A 17,772-nucleotide genomic window follows, 5' to 3' on the forward strand; every position below is an offset into this window, starting at 1 on the left:
CTGATCATTTTCTTCAGCTATTGCTTTGGAGTCGAACTCCGGGATTTGTTCCATTTGAACATCACCGAATTTGCCATCGCGATATTCATTAATCCAACGATGGAGCATATTCGTTGCTATTTCATAGCGGCGAGCAACTGCCGCTTTATTTCCAGTCTCCAGTGCTTCTTTCACCAATTGTAATTTGAAGTTTGTTGAATGTTTCGTTCGTTTCATTTCATCATCCCCTGTCAACTATTAGTGTAATTCATATACACTCTTAGTGTCCAAGATCATTAAGGGGCTTATGAGGTAACATACCTTGATGATTCCAACCACTCCACACTTATTAGAGGAACTAATCTTTAACTTTACAGGAGCGGATTTTTGTTTTAATGGTATAAGTTCATGTCCCGAGCTAAGGATAAGAACTTGTATTCATAGCCGATTAGATACCTGCATAAAAAATAAAAGCGGTATTATTTAAGTCTTATTGTTCAGAGGGAAAATCCCTTAAAGAAAAGTGCTAATCATGACACTCCGATAACACGACTCCAATTGAGACGAAATTCTATTATGCTTATCTGTATAAATTCCTCCATATTGAGACATGATTCCAATCCCCTCCATGCTTTACCCATAGGCGTACTTACTTGGTTTTTGATCCCCAATTAATTGCGCGTTATGAATGTCAGCGTTCATCAGCAGTTTACTAGCTGATTCTATATTGTAGAGCAGAGTTGCTCACGCTTAATTTCCCCTTCCTACGTAGATTCCCAACCCGCTTGTCTATGCTTCTCACGATGTGATTAGGTATTGTTTTTCATGACTTTGTACGAGTATATAAGCTCTAAGGAGTTTGTATAAATCGGTTTAAGAAGGAGTGGATGCCCGCACGTTAACGGTTGTGCACAGCTTAGGCAAGATCCTATTCAAGAGAGGAGGCAGCTCACAAGATCGAGGTAAAGAAGGTGTCGAAAAACGAAGGCACATTATGACCAAACCAAATCATGGGAGGTAATGTGATGATGTTTCAAACCCGTTTGGATTCCCGTTTCATCCAGCGATTAACGCTGATTGGAGGCGGATTGCTGCTCGTGTTCGCTTGTATGTTCGCGTTCTCGAAGACCTTGTCAGCCCACGGATATATTAATGATCCAGCCAGCCGGGCGATCCAGTGTAAAAACGGATTAAATACCAACTGCGGCCCGATCGTCTATGAGCCTCAGAGCCTAGAGGGGCCGAAAGGTTTTCCTGCTGCCGGACCCCCTGACGGCAAAATCGCCAGCGCCGGCCTTGCCGGCTTCGCTCCGCTTGACCAGCAATCAGCTACTCGCTGGAACAAGGTGAGCATGAAGAGCGGCACCAACAACTTTACTTGGATTTTTACCGCTCGTCATGCCACGACAAGCTACCGGTATTTCATCACCAAGCCGGATTGGAATCCCAATGCACCGTTGACCCGCGCCCAGTTTGATCTGACTCCGTTCTGCACGATTAACGGGAATGGCCAGCAGCCGCCGGCCACGTTAACCCAAACCTGCAATGTGCCGCAAAGAGACGGCTACCATGTTATCCTCGGCGTGTGGGATATCGCGGATACCCAAAATGCCTGGTACATCGTCATCGATGCCCAATTCGGTCCTGGCGACAGCGTTGCACCTACGGCGCCGACTAATTTGGCCGTCAGCAACGTTGGCACAACGACCGCTACACTGACTTGGGGGGCCTCGACAGACAACATTGCCGTCACGGGTTATGAGGTGTACAACGGCGTCAATGTCATCGCCACGGTTCCTGGCAATCAGACGAGCGCCAATCTCACCAATCTATTGGCAGGCACGACTTATAATCTAGCTGTGAAGGCGTTCGACGCTTCCGGTAATCGGTCACCGCTCAGCAATAGTGTCCAGTTTACAACCACGAAATTACCGGTTGACGTGACGCCGCCGACCAATCCGACCGGCCTGCATGTGATGGGCACCCCGACATCGACGTCAGTTACGTTGATGTGGAATGCATCCACAGATGATTCCGGCATCGCTGGTTACCGGATTTACAACGGCAGCACGGTGATCGCTACTGTCACTGGTACGGCAACCGAGAAGGTCGTTACCGGTTTGTCGCCGAACACGCAATATACGTTTACGGTTCGCGCTTACGACTCATCGAACAACGAATCTGGTGACAGCAATGCCGTGACGTTGTCAACGCCTGACGGTCCGAGTGCAACGCCATGGGCTCCAAATACCGCTTATGCGGTCAATGCGCTCGTATCTTATAATGGCAAGGTGTACAAATGCCTCCAGAACCATACCTCCTTGCCGGGTTGGGAGCCGAGCAACGTGCCCGCACTCTGGCAACTGCAACCGTAAACGCAGGCTTTAGAATAGCAGGAAGCCCGCCGCTTGCAAAGAGCGGCGGGCTTCTTGTTGATGGTCGATTCGATCGAGTGAATTTCATGCAAGGATTCTACAATACTACCAGTGTTAAATATACAGACTAGAAATGGGGAGTAGGATAAAAGAATTATTGCGGATCCGTACGCCTCATCCCAAAATGCTATGGAAGGTGTTCGGCCAACCGGAGACAGTAAAATTGAATGCGAATTCGAAACAGAAAAGATCATCCGCCTGGTACAAAGAAGTGCTTGTCGAGTTCACTCTATGAAAAAAGGAGCTTGAGATGGTATGAAAAGGAAAATCGCGTCTATCGCTTTCGTGTTTGTCCTGTTGTTCAGTTTTGTTTCCACTGGTTTGGCCGCCTCAAGCGGACCGGGTACAGGCAACAATACTTGGGCGCCGGTTCAAGCCCATGGCAATATTTATATCGAAGGCAACTTTATAAACAACGGGCAGATCAGCCTCGGGGTTAATTTTAATCTGTACCGGGTTACCCCGACGGGAGATGTGCTGGTAGGGAGTAATTCGACGAATACTATTGCGGCCGGTCAATATGCACGTCTCAAGGTTCCTTTGGCTTCGAATCAACCCGACGGACAGTATAGACTTGTCTTAAGCTCACCAGGTGACTTCACCGTCGTTGCCTATCTGGGCTACAATTAACGTTAAAAACCTCCTCGGCCACATTTCTCCTTACGTTGGCGATGGAGGTTTTCCTTATTTTTAACATATTAACGAACTCATATGTCTTTTAACAAAGTTAGCTGCTTTCGGAATCAATTTAGCTATTGACCTGAAATGGATTTCATACTTTAGCATACAAATAGGAGTTCTTTTTAAATATGCCAAAGGAGGATGATAACCATGTATACAACAATTATTTTTGATATTGATGGAACATTAATAAATACAGAACAAGCGGTGTTGAGATCCTTGCAGAAGCTGCTAAAAATTACCTATGATCGGGAAGTTGACTTCTCAGAACTTGCTTTTGTGCTAGGGATTCCAGGTTCTGTCTCCTTGAAACGACTGGGCATTAAGGATAATGACATCGAATATGCAAATCATTGTTGGAATGAGTTTATGGGGGATTATAAACATACAATCCATGTTTACGAAGGTATTCAACAGTTGCTTGCGAGTCTGAAAGAACATTCTATTTCTACCGGGGTAGTCACATCCAAGACGAAACAAGAATTTGTCGACGATTTTGTTCCGTTTGGTCTTGATCAATATATGCAATATGTAATATGTGCAGATGATACAACCTTGCACAAACCTAATCCCGAACCATTACTAAAGTTTCTGGATATCTCGGGGGCGAAATCTGGGGCATCCATATACATCGGCGACACCATTTATGATTCTGAATGTGCCAGAGACGCTGGTGTTGACTTTGGACTAGCTTTGTGGGGATGTAAGCATGGGGATTCTATTCCAGCAAAGTATAAGTTCAAACATCCACTGGACATGCTTACACTTTTAAATCTCCAGTAAAGGTATGCATTACAGCTAAAACTTCTCATCTAAAGATTGAATAGATGAGAAGTTTTTTAATATATGTAAATGATATTTATAGGTAAAGAGCATAGATTAGTTCAATCAGACTTATTGGGAATGATAAAAATTCATCTCAACTATCTGATGATGCCACTTTGACACCTGCTTGTCGGGGGACAAGAACACGGTCCTATTTAAAGTCGCTATTAGCGGATTTTTTAAGATTGATTTTTCAGATAGTCGTTATCTAGATTACATTTTTATACATTGAACTGTATTAAAAGTTCTAATACTCTTATAAAAAGGATATGACATTGTAAATTCATTTTAAAGTAAGAAAAGAAAGGATAAACAAATGAAAAAAAGAAAAAAGAAAAAGACTTATATCATTTTGGGGGTAACCCTTTTGGCTGTTATGGTTTGGATGAATAATACGAGTCTATTTTACTCGAAAGATACAAATTATAAGATTCTAGCTCATAGAGGGTTGGCTCAAACCTTTGATATTTCACAGGTAGCGTATGATACGAATACAGCTGAAATCATTTATCCACCTGAGCACCCTTATTTAGAAAATACAATTCCTTCCATGAAGGCAGCATTTGATCATGGTGCTGACGTAGTGGAATTAGATATTCAGTTAACGAAGGATCATCAATTAGCTGTTTTTCATGATTTTACTTTAGAATATAGAACAAATGGTAAAGGTGAAGTCAAAGATTATAGAATGAACGAATTGAAGAAACTAGATGTCGGCTATAGATATACGGCTGATAATGGTGAGAGCTATCCGTTTCGTGGCAAAGGCATTGGCATGATGCCAAGCTTAGATGAGGTGTTTGCAGTTTTTCCTAATAAAGAGTTTTTAATTCATGACAAAGATGGAGATATGGAAACAACAAAAGTATTGTGGGATTCTTATTTAAGTAAATTGTCTAAGAATCAATTAGATAAAATAACAGTTTATGGTGATGGAGACAGCGAAGGGTTTGATTATTTACGTTCAAAACATGCAGAGTTGAAATTGTTAACGAAAACAATGATGAAAAACGCACTTTTAAAATACGAATTATTAGGTTGGACGGGATATATTCCGAAAGAATTGCATAATATGGAGCTTCATTTGCCTTTAAATTATGCGAAGTTCTTATGGGGTTGGCCAAATAAATTTATTGATAGAATGGAATCTGTCAACACGCGAGTCGTAATCGTAGAGGGAAATGGTAAATGGTCAGAAGGATATGATACAAAAGAAAGCCTTGAAAAAATTCCAGCAGGATATCAGGGCTATATATGGACAAATAGGGTTGATAAAGTTACTAAATGATTTCATTCATCAAAAACAGTTGCTTCTTCATTGACCTTGAGGGGAATGCGGCACGGGATAAGGAATAGCGATTAGGGAATTAGAAAGCAATTAGAATCAGACATAGGAGGCATGGCCATCAGAATGTAGCGCTGGCATGCCTCTTTTTTGTTTTCAGGATTACATTCCAACGTATAGTATAGGAAGAAAGGCCCGACAAGGGTTTGAATATACTTTTATACATATGAACAAAATACAATGTATTCTACACTCTGAAGCATATATCGCCGAAGTGGTTGATACGGAGGAAGCCTTTGTTAAGACCAAATAGGTTTGTTGAAGAGGTTGTATCAAAAAATCAACTAGCTTGCGTGGGTGAAACGACAGATGACCAATTATGAACAAGAAAAAAAGCTAGCTGCATTAACGGCGCTGGCTTATGTAGAAGACAAGATGATAATCGGGATCGGAAGCGGGAGCACGGCAAGCCACTTTATCCAATTTCTCGGAGAGAAAGTGCGAGAAGGGCTTCAAGTAACCGGCGTGCCTACGTCCAAAGAGACGGAACGCCTCTGTACATTACTTGGCATTCCACTGATCACAACTCAAATTCCGGAAAAAATTGATCTTACCGTTGACGGAGCAGATGAATTCGATCCGTATCTGCGGTTAATAAAAGGGGGAGGCGGCTACTTGCTAAAAGAAAAACTGGTTGCCTCTTGTTCCGCTAGAACGGTTATTATTACGGATTCCAGAAAACAAGTCAGCGTACTCGGACGCACATACGCGCTACCGATCGAAGTGATTCCGCTAATGTGGGGCCAGATCGCGAAGAAGCTTAAGTACTTGGGAGGCGAAGCGAAATTACGCTCATTTGGGACACCGCCTGTACCTTATTTGAGCGAAAATGGAAACTATATTCTAGACTGCAAGTTCGCATCTATCGATCAGCCAGAACGCCTAGCCGATGAGCTTTCCCGAATGAACGGCATCGTCGAACACGGACTGTTCATCGGAATTGCTGATGAGGTCATCATGGGGGAGAATGAGGGGACGAGATGTTTTCGCATTGGCTCAAAATGACAGAGTTTCAATGTTGTTTTTCCGGAGCAGCAATCGACATCAATATCTTGAGACGTTTCTCGCTGCCAGAGAAATATCCGCAACTTCGTTGGGATGAGTCATAAGGATGGCGTAGAGTCGATAGCAAGCGTTTATTCCACCTTATTACAAACCGTAAATTGTAGGAATAAACTCTACGGACGAGCTTTTGACTTACAAATTATATTAAATATTAGGGACATTAAAAACTGCCTAAAATGCGGTTTTTTTGTTTTATGTCATCAACTTCTTAACAAAATCTATACGTTTCCTTGAAAGAGTTGGTCTTGACATACACATTAAGCACATTAAGCAATTTGAATTGGAGAAAGATTAGTCATGACGAAGATGACATTTGCACTTAAGAAGCGGGTTCCATTTGCACGTGCTCAATGATTCCAAGAACCAGATGATCTCCGCCGACGGGTATAATTCGAGAAACTCATTCTTTAACAGCCCGACATTAACTGACGAACGCTGCATCGCTTCGCCTAGAGGCACGGAAACCATATTAATAACATACTCTCTGAGCTCTACGGTGAGCTCAAGCGGCGCATTCCAAACATTAATTAGCGTTGAGTTTGTTTCTTAAGCCAGTATTGGCGATTGTAGGTCTGAATGAAAGGTTGTTCGGATTGCACTTGAAAGGTGAAACTGTGCTTTCATTGAGTCCATGTGAAACAAAGTGGAACATAATGTAATCATTTTACGTCTACGTTATTAAAGGGAGGGGTTCGATGCTTCGAAAAATACTGCCGATTATATAAGACCAGAAGAAATGCTTAGAGATAAGGAAAAAGAAACAGTAATTGCGAATGCAACTATTAAGTTTAGGTTTGAAGGAAAACAGCCGACGGAGATAAACCTTTCCAAATTTCATGATGGCGAACAGACCCAAGTAACAATAAGTGAAAACTACTTTCAAGCTCCTAAAGAAAAAGGTGCTTATTACTATTCTCTTTTTGCAACTTGGCTAAAAGATAAGGAAAAGAGAATTTCTGAAGGTAGTTCAAGCTACGTATTTGTTATCGAAGTGATAGATTAACTTGTTTGTTCAATGAAACCAGGGAGCAAACCTTAGGGGGGATTCAATGAGTGTACCTGCTCATTTGGACGGTGCGAAGGTGATAATGTATGTGGATAATGATGTGAACCGTCCAATCGCAAGAATGCTATATGAAGAAGATAATGGCTCTTCTAAGGAAATAATCATTACAGGGTTAGCACTTGCGAAATACGACGATTCCAATGATTATTATCTGTTCTTATGTGATAAGAACTGGGAAGTCTATCAAGATTTTGATATGGGATCAATCGAAGAGGCACTCCATAGTTCTATCGCAAGTTTTGAGCTAAACAAGAGTGATTGGAAGTATGTATAGATTACGCTAATAAGACACGATAGTTTAAACATATTTTGTTGAGCAGCTTCCGAAGCCAGCATACTTAATCAGTATGTAAACCTTTTAAAAAACAAAAAAAGGGACGGAGTCCCTCTTTTCAAAGAGTATATTAGATTTTAACTGTACCCGTTTGTCTGTCTGATGCAATAAATAATGGATTTCCAGTTTCAGTATGCTTCACACCTGCATCTGAAGTAAAGATGATGCCAATAGAAATCATCAAAAATAACAATGCATCAGGTGTACTATATACTTTTATTTTGATGAGAGACACAGCAGTAGGGTTTGAAATAGACACACTGATAAAAACATTAGTAGGAGCAACAGGCTATCTAACATTAACCACACTTCTCAGTGCAGCTGTAGGTGCATTACTAAGACTAACCACTCTTGCCTTAGTAATATTGCTTGGTTATTATTTCATTGTTAGTCCATTGTCGGGAGATTTTCTGCCTAATTATTTTCCGGATACGGCAGGATATTATATGTATATGCCGGCTTCCACTGATGAAATAAATATCTTTACACCAATGCAAGGGACAGGTATTTTAATGTTATGGACACTGGTTTTTATTACAGTAGCTATTATATTTTACCGTAAACGAGATGCCTAGATGCTCAATCCAAATTTAGGGGGAGAAGACTTGAAAAAAATTGCAGTATTATTATTGTCCTCATCATTGTTCCTGACCGCGTTGCCTACATACGTGCTGGCACAAGAAGCCAAACCGAACGTAACACGGGGAGAAGTTGTAGAATTTTTGCTGAATGCCGCAGACGATTACAATCCGGGCATCAAAAGAGAAGATATTTTGAAAGGTTACGGCAAAGGAGAGGCAAGAGAAGATCAGGAAGTGACCAGAATTGAAGCTTTGATCATGCTGGGCCGCGCGTTTTCGAACCTGCCTGCGCCAAAAGGCAATGATTTGCGCGTAGCCAACACCTCTGCATCCTATACTGACGTACCGAAATGGGGACAAGACGAAATCACCAAGCTGATTGCTTCTGGCGTGCTTACCGATTATCCGGACGGCAAACTCGGCGTTTCCGATCATATCACGAAAGAACAACTGCTTACGCTGACGAATCGGGTCATGGCCCTTAAAGGCTCGAATCCACGCGATGATTATTATGAATACGTTAATAAAAAATGGCTGAACGATTCCAAGATCCCAGCAGGCGAAATGTCCAACGGCGTATTTAACGAGCTGGCAAAAGCCAACGAGGACCGGACTAAAGCAATCATCGATGAACTTGTAAAAAAACAAAACCCAGCAGGCTCCAAAGAGCAAAAAATCGCCGATTTCTACAAATCGGTACTCGATATGGAAAGCCGCAACAAGCTAGGGATCAAACCGATTGCAACTTATATTACAGATCTGGACAAGGCTTCCTCCGTCAAAGAATTATTTGATATTAACATGAAGATGGAGAACGAAATCTCGAAAGGCGGTTTGTTGTCTTTTGCCGTGATGGGCGACGCGAAGGACAGTAACGTCAATGCGCTGTATTTCTCGGGCCTTGGCACGAGGCTTGACAAAAACAGCTATGTCTCCGGCGACGAAAAGACCAAAAAAGTGTACACGAACTACCTGACCAAATTGTTTGTACTGTCCGGTACCGACGAGATAGCGGCTAAAGCGCAAGCCGAAGATGTGTACGCATTCGAAAAAGAACTGGCTGCATCCTCAATGGATCTTCAGGATCAGGGGAAAGTTGAAAATTACTATAATCCTTACACCAACGATAAATTCATCGCGCTCTTTAAATCGATCGATATGGGCAAATATATGAAAGAACTCCGGGTAGATCAAGCGGACAAAGTGATTGTAACCGACATTGGATTATTGAATAAAAGCGCGGAAGTTTTGAACGAGAAAAATCTGGACAAGATCAAAGCCTACGCCAAAGCCACTTTGTTGATGAATGCCGGTGGCACTTTATCGGGAGATTTTGTGAAATTGGCAACTGAATTTGAAGCCCAACTGTTTGGAATTGAAGGAGAAAAGACAAATGAAGAAATGGCGGTCATGACCACCCAAACCGTCATGAGTCAGTATCTCAGCCAGGAATTCGCAGAAAAATATTTCACGAAAGAAGCCAAACAAGACGTTGAACAGATGGTTAAGCAGTTCATCGAGGTTTACAAAGAACGGATCAAAGCGCTGGACTGGATGTCTGAAGCAACCAAAGCCAAAGCCATCAAAAAGCTGGATAAAATGACAATCAAAATCGGATATCCAGATCAGTGGAATGATTACTTGAAGGATGCTTCGATTAAAACTTTTGCGGACGGCGGATCGCTGTTTGACAACATAGTGGCAATTAATAAAGCACTCAAAAAACAAGCGTTCTCTTCGCTTGGAAAACCTGTCGATAAGAGCAGTTGGATGATGAGCACCTATGAGGTAAATGCTTATTATAATCCGCTGAATAACGAAATTGTGTTCCCGGCGGGCATTCTGCAAGCTCCGTTTTATGATATCAAAGCCAAACGCGAAACGAATTTGGGAGCGATCGGCATGGTCATTGCACATGAAATCAGCCATGCTTTTGATAATTTAGGTTCTGCATACGATGAAAACGGAAATGCGGTCAACTGGTGGACTCCGGAGGACTTTAAAAAATTCCAGGAAAAATGTGATCAGGTTATTTCCTATTATGACCATGTTGAGGTGCTTCCTGGCGTGTACAATAATGGCAAGCTGACGGTAAGCGAAAATATCGCCGACCTTGGCGGTATGGCGGCATCGCTTCAAGTACTGTCCAAAATGGAAAACCCAGATTTCAAAGCCTACTTTGAAGGTTATGCAACGATCTGGCGTATGACCATGAGTAAAGAAACGGCTGCGTACCTATCGACAGTAGACACGCATTCAGCAAACAAAGTACGCGTAAACCGTACCGTCTCGAACTTCCCAGAGTTCTATAAAGTATACGAAGTAAGCGAAAAGGATGCCATGTACGTCGCTCCTAAAGACCGCGTGAGCATTTGGTAAACCTGCAATAAATAAGCCTTTTATTTTGCCACGAGCAAGTGACATGAAATAAACGAAGCTGAAAAAGCTGGCTCCGGAAACCTACCGGCGTCAGCTTTTTTTTAGGCTCAACAATTAAAAGAAAGGTTTAGAGTAAGCTCTACGGATATGTATGAAGCAGATTCATTTCTCCAAAAAGTCCAAACTCCCGAAGATCTATTTCAGAAGTTGGTGAATCCGGACAGAATGCTTTTCGATACAGACTGGGGACATCTGTAAACGAGCTGAAAACGATGCTAACGCAAAGTGGATTTCAAGATGTGGTGGTCGAGCCAAAAGAGGAATCCAGGGCGTTATTAAAGTTTGGGTTCCTGGGTCGAAGGTGGAGGGTTATATCGTTTAGCTGTAAAAAAGGGATCGAGCCGTAATTAAGTAGTCATCATGGTAATTAATGAATAAGAGCCACCCGAATTATTTGGGTGTCTCTTATTGTATTCAGCTTAACCTATAGGTAAAGACGCATCAAAGTTGCACGTTGAGCCTCATTCATCTTCAGAATGGAACGTGATTCTCTGGCTTTAGATAAAGCACTATCGATGTCGGAGGCTAATCCTAATTCCATCAATGTTCCAACGGCAACAGCTCCCGTGCGTCCTCGTCCAGCCCCGCAGTGGAAAGCAACCTTTTTGCCTGCTTGGTGATGGGTAACAACAGCCTGAATTGCTTCTTTCATTTGCGATTCTTCTGTACCCTCCGCATGATCCTCTAGAGGGGCATGAATTCTTGTAATGTTGAGTGGTGTAAGCTCAGCAGGGTCTACCTCTGCTCGTAGATCAACAACCACATCAATGCCTTGCTCTTGGATCAGTTGATTTACATCATTTGCCCCACACATATAGAGATTTGGTATCAACGCGTGGTAAGGTTTTTCGTTCATTTCAGGCTCCTTTAATGTTGAGTAAGAATTTCTAGCAGTCTCCATTGGTTCGGTTGTTTTCCAAAGAAAGAGAGCGGTGTGTTTGGATAACACCTTGACTTTTTGAATCCATTTACTGACGATTACAACGTGGGTCTCCTCAGGATTGCAAAGGTATGGGTACTTCTCCTCTATATCATCTCCAAGGGCGAGGGAGAGGTGAACTGCGGGATCTGTTGTCGTCTCCTTGAGTGTGATATTCTCGAATACGTGAGTAATTATATAATTATGTACTTATATTTTCAACAGTTTCCGTCGCATTAAATAATCAGTTGCTTATATAAGTGGATGATTATATAATAAGCTTGAAATCAGGGAGGTGCACCGAAACATGATGATCTCAATAGAGGAAATGGCGGAGCAATTTAAGTTGTTAGGTGATAAAACTCGACTAAAAATTGTCTCACTTTTATCCCAACAACAAATGTGCGTTTGTCATTTAGTTGAGCTATTGCAATCGACTCAACCGAATATTAGCCAGCATCTTCGCAAACTAAAAGACGCCGGTTTAGTGGTAGAAGAACGAAGAGGACAGTGGATTTATTACTCTCTTTCGATTGAGGATAAACCTCATTTAAAAGAAGCAATTGAATATTTGCCGAAGGTAGGGGAAGAAGAGCAAGAAAAAATCAACGCGATGATGTGTGAATAAGGAGTGTGGATGTCATGAGTCAAGACAACACCAAGAGACTCTCTTTTCTGGATCGCTATCTCACTTTTTGGATCTTTGGGGCAATGGCCATTGGATTAGGTTTAGGGTATCTGGTGCCTAATTTCTCTGATGTGCTTTCTAGTATGCAAATTGGAACGACTTCGGTACCGCTTGCTATAGGTCTGATTGTGATGATGTATCCGCCGCTTGCAAAAGTGAAGTATGAAAAGCTTGGACGGGTGTTTAAAGATTGGAAGGTGCTCCTTCTGTCCTTAGTACAGAACTGGATTATCGGTCCGATTCTGATGTTCTTCTTAGCCATTTTGTTTCTAAGTGATATGCCTGAATACATGATCGGGCTAATCATGATTGGGCTTGCAAGATGTATTGCGATGGTCTTGGTATGGAGTGATCTAGCTAAGGGAGATCCTGAATACACAGCGGGCCTTGTTGCATTTAACTCGATCTTTCAGATCCTGTTTTATTCCGTTTTTACGTATGTGTTTATTACGGTGCTACCAGGCTGGTTTGGGGTTGAGGGCGCTGTTGTTGATGTCTCCATGGGACAGATTGCAGAGAGCGTGCTGATTTATTTGGGAATTCCGTTTGCAGCAGGGTTACTGACACGCGTGATTGGGATCAAGCTGAAGGGTCAACAGTGGTATGAACAAGTGTTGATTCCGAAGATTAGTCCTCTTGCCCTAATTGCATTATTATTTACGATTGTCTTGATGTTCACGCTTAAAGCAGAATTGATTGTCAAGCTCCCGCTTGATGTAGTGCGTATTGCGATTCCAATGATCATATACTTTGTCGTGATGTTCTTAGTATCCTTCTTCTTATCGAAAAAGTCAGGAACCTCCTATCCGGTGGCTTCATCTTTATCTTTCACGGCTGCAAGCAATAACTTTGAACTAGCGATAGCCGTAGCAATTGGTGTGTTCGGTCTGGATTCAGGAGTTGCATTCGCCGCGGTAATTGGACCACTCGTTGAGGTACCCGTATTGATCGGGCTTGTAAATGTATCGCTATGGATTAAGCGGAAGTATTTCGAGCCTGCACTAAATAAGTAAGAACTCATAGCTCAATTCCGTGAGGTACGCGATACAATCAAAGCCAGAATCGAATGTTTCCTACAGAGGGGAAATAACAAGCGCTTTGAACCGACCCTTGTGGTCGGTTTTTACTTAGGGCATAAAGGAGTACAGCATGAAAGGCACAACTGATTTAACCCAAGGGAAGATTATGCCGACTTTGATGAAACTATCCCTTCCGATTATAGCAACCAACTTCATCTCTATGACTTATGGACTTGTCGATATGATATGGGTTGGCCGGCTTGGAAGTGGTCCTGTTGCAGCAATCGGGACGGCGAGCTTCTTTATTAATCTAGCGATCGCTTTGGCTACGATGATTACGATCGGAACGGGGATCAAGGTATCCCATTGCATGGGAGCAGGCGAGGGTGAAAAAGCTAAGACCTATATCAAAAATGGATTTATCATGTCTGTCTTGCTAGGCCTTCTTTATATGGCATTCGTCTTTTTGACAAAGGATCAGCTTATTGGGTTCTTCGATTTAGGTAGTGGTGAAGTTGAGTTGATGGCGAAGCAGTTCTTATTGATCTCCATCTTGGGTACTGTCTTTTCCGTCGTAAATATGTTGTTCGCGACCATATTGAACGCGATGGGGAACAGCAAGCAGCCGTTTCATATCTTCACGGTTGGTCTTATTCTTAATATCATTCTCGATCCTTTTCTGATTTTTGGCATAGGACGTTTTGAAGGGTTGGGCGTTGTAGGGGCAGCTATTGCGACTTTGTTGGCAAACCTTCTTGTGACGGTATTATTTATCATTCAAACAAGACATTCTGGAATGATTACCAAGTCATCAGCATGGAATAGCCATCTCATGAAAGAAGTCATCCGCATGGGGCTTCCGATCACGATTCAAAGGGTGACCTTCACGTTGATTTCCATCATCATCGCGAAGATCATAGTACGCTTTGGTGCGGATGCCATTGCGGTTCAAAAAGTCGGTATTCAGATTGAATCAATCTCCTACATGACCATAGGTGGGCTGCAAGGCGCTATTGCTGCTTTCTTTGGACAAAATTATGGAGCGGGTCGAATAGATCGTATCCGGCAAGGATACCAACAAGCTTTGCTGTTGACGTCGGGATTCGGCATCTTTATATCGATCATCTTTATTCTCTTTCCTGGGCAGCTCTTCTCTGTTTTTTTATCTGATGAGGCGAGTTTAGCGCTAGGGACGGATTATATGCGAATCCTTGGTTATTCCCAACTGTTTATGTGTATGGAGCTTATGACGGTAGGTGCCTTTAATGGAATCGGGAAAACCCATATCCCACCGATTTTCAGCATTACCTTTACAGCATTACGAATACCACTAGCTCTGTTACTATCCGAACCATTCGACTTGAACGGGGTGTGGATGTCTATTGCATTAAGCAGTGTGTTCAAGGGAATCGTTTTAGTCTTCTGGTTTAGGAGAACACTGCGTAAAATGAAAGTTCCACAAATTTCGGCTTAACATAAGTAAGAAGGAAGGTCCAACATGTGAAATTGCTACAACGTGAAATCATACAACAAATCATCGACAATTCGTTAAATAAGAATTTGTTTCGAGGTCATTTTGGCTTAGAGAAAGAGAATGTTAGGGTAGATCATGAAGGTAAATTGGCGCTGACTCCACATCCTAAGTCGTTTGGGAATAAGACGGAGAATCCCTATATCCAAACCGACTTTTCGGAGAGTCAGATCGAGATGATAACCCCATCTTTTGACTCGATTGAAGAGACATATGGGTTCATGGAAGCCCTCCAGGATATTGTGTCTTTAGAGCTTGATGGAGAGTACTTGTGGCCAAGCAGTAATCCTCCAATCTTACCCGATGAAAAAGAGATTCCTATTGCCAAGATGAATGATCCAATCGCGGATGAGTACCGTCATGAATTAGCAGATAAATATGGCCGTAAAAGACAACTGCTGAGTGGAATCCATTATAATTTCTCGTTTGATGAACGATTTTTACAAAAGTTACATGAAACAATAGGGCAAGGTGAAACCTACAAGGACTTTAAGGATGCAATTTACTTTAAGATCACACGCAACCTGCTTCGGTACCGTTGGTTGCTCATTTATTTAACAGGGGCAAGTCCAGTCTTTGATAAAACTTACATGCAAAAGTGTGTGTCATTAAGCCATTCAGATGATAACAAGAGCCACTACTTCGCGAATATGAATTCGCTGCGAAATAGTGTATGTGGCTATCGGAATGAAAAACCGCTCTATGTATCCTTTGATTCGGCACATGACTACGTACGGGATTTGAACACATTAATTCAGCAGGACGAATTAATGAATGCGAAGGAATTTTACAGCCCCGTTCGCTTGAAAACAGCCAAAGGATTGAATCCATTGCAAGAACTTTTAGAAGATGGTGTGGCTTACTTAGAGCTGCGCTTGATTGATCTCAACCCGCTTCATAAGATTGGGATCAGTAAAAATACGATGCATTTTGTCCATCTATTTATTCTCTTTATGCTGCTCAAAGGAGATGAGCCTTTTGGTGCGGAAGACCAGAAGATGGCGGAACTCAATCATGATCAGGTGATCATGGAAGGCCTGGAAGGGGTCCTACATGATTCAAAGAGCTCCCTTGGTACGATGAAGGAGATGGCCATTACTTGTATCCATGAGATGCAAGACATGGTGCAACTTTTGAATCCTCACAGGGAAGAGTTGATCCAAATCCTTGATGGAGAGGTGCAAAAAATTCTTCATCCCGAATTGAACTTTGCCTACAAGATTAAGTCGGATATTCAGAAATCCACTTACATGAAATATCATCTGGCAAAAGCCAAAGCGTATGCCGAAGAGAGTGAGAAAAGTGGGTATCGCTTTGCTGGATATGAAGATTTGGAATTATCAACACAGTTGCTTTTAAAGGCAGCCGTGAAACGTGGGATCAAGTTCAAATTAATCGATCGTGACGAGAACTTCGTACTGTTTACGAAAGGAGATCACAAGGAATATGTAAAGCAGGCTACCAAGACATCGCTTGATTCCTACAGTACGGTGTTGATCATGGAGAATAAGATTGTAACGAAAGAAGCCCTTAATGAGCGTGGTATTCGGGTACCAAATGGGGATGTGTTCCGTAGCCAGGAAGAGGCATTAGCTGCCTATGAGTCGTACCGTGACAAAGCTATCGTCATTAAACCGAAGTCCACCAACTTTGGGTTGGGTATCACAATTTTTAATTGTACGTTCTCGAAAGAGGACTATCAAAAAGCATTTGAGATTGCGTTTAAACACGATCAGACCGTTCTGCTTGAAGAATTCATGACAGGTAAGGAGTATCGATTCCTGGTCATGGGGGATGAAGTTGTAGGGGTATTGCATCGCGTACCAGCCAATGTCGTGGGCGATGGAGTTCAAACGATTGAGCAGCTCGTACATGAAAAGAATAAAGATCCGCTTCGGGGTCGCGGTTATAAGACGCCTTTAGAGAAGATCCAGCTAGGTGAAGCAGAAACCATGTTCTTAAACAATCATAATCATCAATGGAGCGGGATCCCTTCTTTAGGACAAGTTGTCTATTTACGGGAAAACTCCAATATCAGTACTGGGGGAGACAGTCTTGACTTTACCGATGAAATCCCGGAGAGCTATATGACATTAGCCATTGAATCAGCGAAGGCTGCAGGTGCAACGTTCTGTGGGGTGGACATGATGATTGATGATATTACATCTGAAGCATCTGATTCCAACTACAGTATTATTGAGATCAACTTTAATCCCGCCATTCATATCCACTGCTATCCATACAAGGGAAAGAACCGTAAAGCGGATGAGAAAATTCTCGACTTGCTGTTTGGGAAAGTAGGGAGTTAATTGTTGTCCAAAAAGAGCTTCAGCGAAAGCAGCAGCAAGAACAGCATGACAAATATATCAAAGAAAAGTCCCGGCTCACAAAAGCTGAGGAAGAAAAAATGAAAAAGGCGGATAAAATAACTCAAGCGAATGGACACTTTATACTGAATTTAGATGAGCCCACCATTTTTTTAGATGTGTTCTGTATTGAGAAGCATTGGAAGATTTTATATTACTCCATATAGAATGAGGGAAATCTCGGAATAATATATTTCTTTAGTCACATTTATCCATGATATCTTTTACATCTGAAAGTATTTAGCCCAAGGAAATTCACATGAAATCGTTCATACCAATTCAGCTGCCATGAATGTCTTTGACAACCCATGCGAAGATTACAGCAGCTTTTGTATTTGTATTTTACCGTCAACGAGATGCCTAAGTTTAGGTTATTACGTAGGGGATAAATCGCATATGTTACCTTGCCTGATTGCATAATAAGGAGGGTGCGTGATGAAAGGCCCGCAAAAACGGAAGAAGATGTTTCTTTCGTGATATGCAAAAGGAGGTGAAATCT

At 42.2% G+C, this 17,772-nt stretch carries 15 protein-coding genes; 13 read left to right on the forward strand and 2 right to left on the reverse strand.

Annotated elements, in window-relative coordinates:
* A partial coding sequence (locus BLS15_RS16405) for a transposase (protein WP_090512751.1) occupies positions 1 to 216 on the reverse strand: 216 nt, incomplete at its 3' end.
* A gap of 791 nt (positions 217 to 1,007) precedes the next feature.
* Between BLS15_RS16405 and BLS15_RS16410 the strand changes: the two genes are divergently transcribed.
* The 9 genes from BLS15_RS16410 (at position 1,008) to BLS15_RS16450 (ending at position 10,690) form a co-directional block, all read left to right on the forward strand.
* Complete coding sequence (locus BLS15_RS16410) at positions 1,008 to 2,354, forward strand: lytic polysaccharide monooxygenase (protein ID WP_175460801.1); 1,347 nt, start codon at positions 1,008 to 1,010, stop codon at positions 2,352 to 2,354.
* Positions 2,355 to 2,669: 315 nt separating this feature from the next.
* Entirely contained in the window at positions 2,670 to 3,044 is a 375-nt protein-coding gene (locus BLS15_RS16415) for a hypothetical protein (RefSeq protein WP_028532866.1), read from the forward strand.
* Between the two features lie 201 nt (positions 3,045 to 3,245).
* On the forward strand, positions 3,246 to 3,878 hold the full coding sequence (locus BLS15_RS16420; protein ID WP_021253360.1) for an HAD family hydrolase: 633 nt from the start codon (positions 3,246 to 3,248) through the stop codon (positions 3,876 to 3,878).
* A gap of 358 nt (positions 3,879 to 4,236) precedes the next feature.
* A complete protein-coding gene (locus tag BLS15_RS16425) occupies positions 4,237 to 5,208 on the forward strand; it encodes a glycerophosphodiester phosphodiesterase family protein (RefSeq protein WP_090512761.1) in 972 nt (323 codons plus the stop codon).
* Between the two features lie 366 nt (positions 5,209 to 5,574).
* Complete coding sequence (gene rpiA, locus BLS15_RS16430; protein WP_021253362.1) at positions 5,575 to 6,270, forward strand: ribose-5-phosphate isomerase RpiA; 696 nt, start codon at positions 5,575 to 5,577, stop codon at positions 6,268 to 6,270.
* A gap of 796 nt (positions 6,271 to 7,066) precedes the next feature.
* Positions 7,067 to 7,333, forward strand: a complete 267-nt coding sequence (locus BLS15_RS16435) for a hypothetical protein (protein ID WP_021253363.1) — start codon at positions 7,067 to 7,069, stop codon at positions 7,331 to 7,333.
* Positions 7,334 to 7,379: 46 nt separating this feature from the next.
* Positions 7,380 to 7,670, forward strand: coding sequence for a hypothetical protein (locus BLS15_RS16440; protein ID WP_021253364.1), 291 nt, complete (start codon positions 7,380 to 7,382; stop codon positions 7,668 to 7,670).
* Positions 7,671 to 7,891: 221 nt separating this feature from the next.
* Entirely contained in the window at positions 7,892 to 8,305 is a 414-nt protein-coding gene (locus tag BLS15_RS16445; protein ID WP_254777362.1) for a hypothetical protein, read from the forward strand.
* Between the two features lie 30 nt (positions 8,306 to 8,335).
* Complete coding sequence (locus BLS15_RS16450; RefSeq protein WP_090513127.1) at positions 8,336 to 10,690, forward strand: M13-type metalloendopeptidase; 2,355 nt, start codon at positions 8,336 to 8,338, stop codon at positions 10,688 to 10,690.
* 484 nt (positions 10,691 to 11,174) lie between these two features.
* Here BLS15_RS16450 and BLS15_RS16455 read toward each other — a convergent pair whose 3' ends face one another.
* On the reverse strand, positions 11,175 to 11,606 hold the full coding sequence (locus BLS15_RS16455; RefSeq protein WP_021253367.1) for a protein-tyrosine phosphatase family protein: 432 nt from the start codon (positions 11,604 to 11,606) through the stop codon (positions 11,175 to 11,177).
* 370 nt (positions 11,607 to 11,976) lie between these two features.
* Here BLS15_RS16455 and BLS15_RS16460 point away from each other — a divergent pair, with 370 nt between their 5' ends.
* From BLS15_RS16460 to gshAB, 4 genes are all read left to right on the forward strand, one after another.
* A complete protein-coding gene (locus BLS15_RS16460) occupies positions 11,977 to 12,297 on the forward strand; it encodes an ArsR/SmtB family transcription factor (protein WP_021253368.1) in 321 nt (106 codons plus the stop codon).
* 14 nt (positions 12,298 to 12,311) lie between these two features.
* On the forward strand, positions 12,312 to 13,370 hold the full coding sequence (gene arsB / locus BLS15_RS16465; RefSeq protein ID WP_021253369.1) for an ACR3 family arsenite efflux transporter: 1,059 nt from the start codon (positions 12,312 to 12,314) through the stop codon (positions 13,368 to 13,370).
* A 136-nt stretch (positions 13,371 to 13,506) separates the two neighbouring features.
* Positions 13,507 to 14,850, forward strand: a complete 1,344-nt coding sequence (locus tag BLS15_RS16470; RefSeq protein ID WP_021253370.1) for an MATE family efflux transporter — start codon at positions 13,507 to 13,509, stop codon at positions 14,848 to 14,850.
* Between the two features lie 26 nt (positions 14,851 to 14,876).
* Positions 14,877 to 17,216 carry a bifunctional glutamate--cysteine ligase GshA/glutathione synthetase GshB gene (gene gshAB / locus BLS15_RS16475; protein ID WP_021253371.1) on the forward strand — a complete coding sequence of 780 codons (2,340 nt, stop codon included), beginning with the start codon at positions 14,877 to 14,879 and terminating at the stop codon, positions 17,214 to 17,216.
* Positions 17,217 to 17,772 lie beyond the last annotated feature (556 nt).

The sequence above is a fragment of the Paenibacillus sp. cl6col genome (genome assembly GCF_900102125.1).
In the GTDB taxonomy this organism is placed as follows: domain Bacteria; phylum Bacillota; class Bacilli; order Paenibacillales; family Paenibacillaceae; genus Paenibacillus_B; species Paenibacillus_B suaedae.

Coding starts and splice junctions, on each gene's coding strand:
- arsB (WP_021253369.1), top strand. CDS start 12,312: ATGAGTCAAGACAACACCAAGAGACTCTCTTTTCTGGATCGCTATCTC.
- BLS15_RS16440 (WP_021253364.1), top strand. CDS start 7,380: ATGAGTGTACCTGCTCATTTGGACGGTGCGAAGGTGATAATGTATGTG.
- BLS15_RS16445 (WP_254777362.1), top strand. CDS start 7,892: ATGATGCCAATAGAAATCATCAAAAATAACAATGCATCAGGTGTACTA.
- rpiA (WP_021253362.1), top strand. CDS start 5,575: ATGACCAATTATGAACAAGAAAAAAAGCTAGCTGCATTAACGGCGCTG.
- BLS15_RS16425 (WP_090512761.1), top strand. CDS start 4,237: ATGAAAAAAAGAAAAAAGAAAAAGACTTATATCATTTTGGGGGTAACC.
- BLS15_RS16415 (WP_028532866.1), top strand. CDS start 2,670: ATGAAAAGGAAAATCGCGTCTATCGCTTTCGTGTTTGTCCTGTTGTTC.
- BLS15_RS16460 (WP_021253368.1), top strand. CDS start 11,977: ATGATGATCTCAATAGAGGAAATGGCGGAGCAATTTAAGTTGTTAGGT.
- BLS15_RS16470 (WP_021253370.1), top strand. CDS start 13,507: ATGAAAGGCACAACTGATTTAACCCAAGGGAAGATTATGCCGACTTTG.
- BLS15_RS16410 (WP_175460801.1), top strand. CDS start 1,008: ATGTTTCAAACCCGTTTGGATTCCCGTTTCATCCAGCGATTAACGCTG.
- BLS15_RS16435 (WP_021253363.1), top strand. CDS start 7,067: ATGCTTAGAGATAAGGAAAAAGAAACAGTAATTGCGAATGCAACTATT.
- BLS15_RS16455 (WP_021253367.1), bottom strand. CDS start 11,606: ATGAACGAAAAACCTTACCACGCGTTGATACCAAATCTCTATATGTGT.
- BLS15_RS16420 (WP_021253360.1), top strand. CDS start 3,246: ATGTATACAACAATTATTTTTGATATTGATGGAACATTAATAAATACA.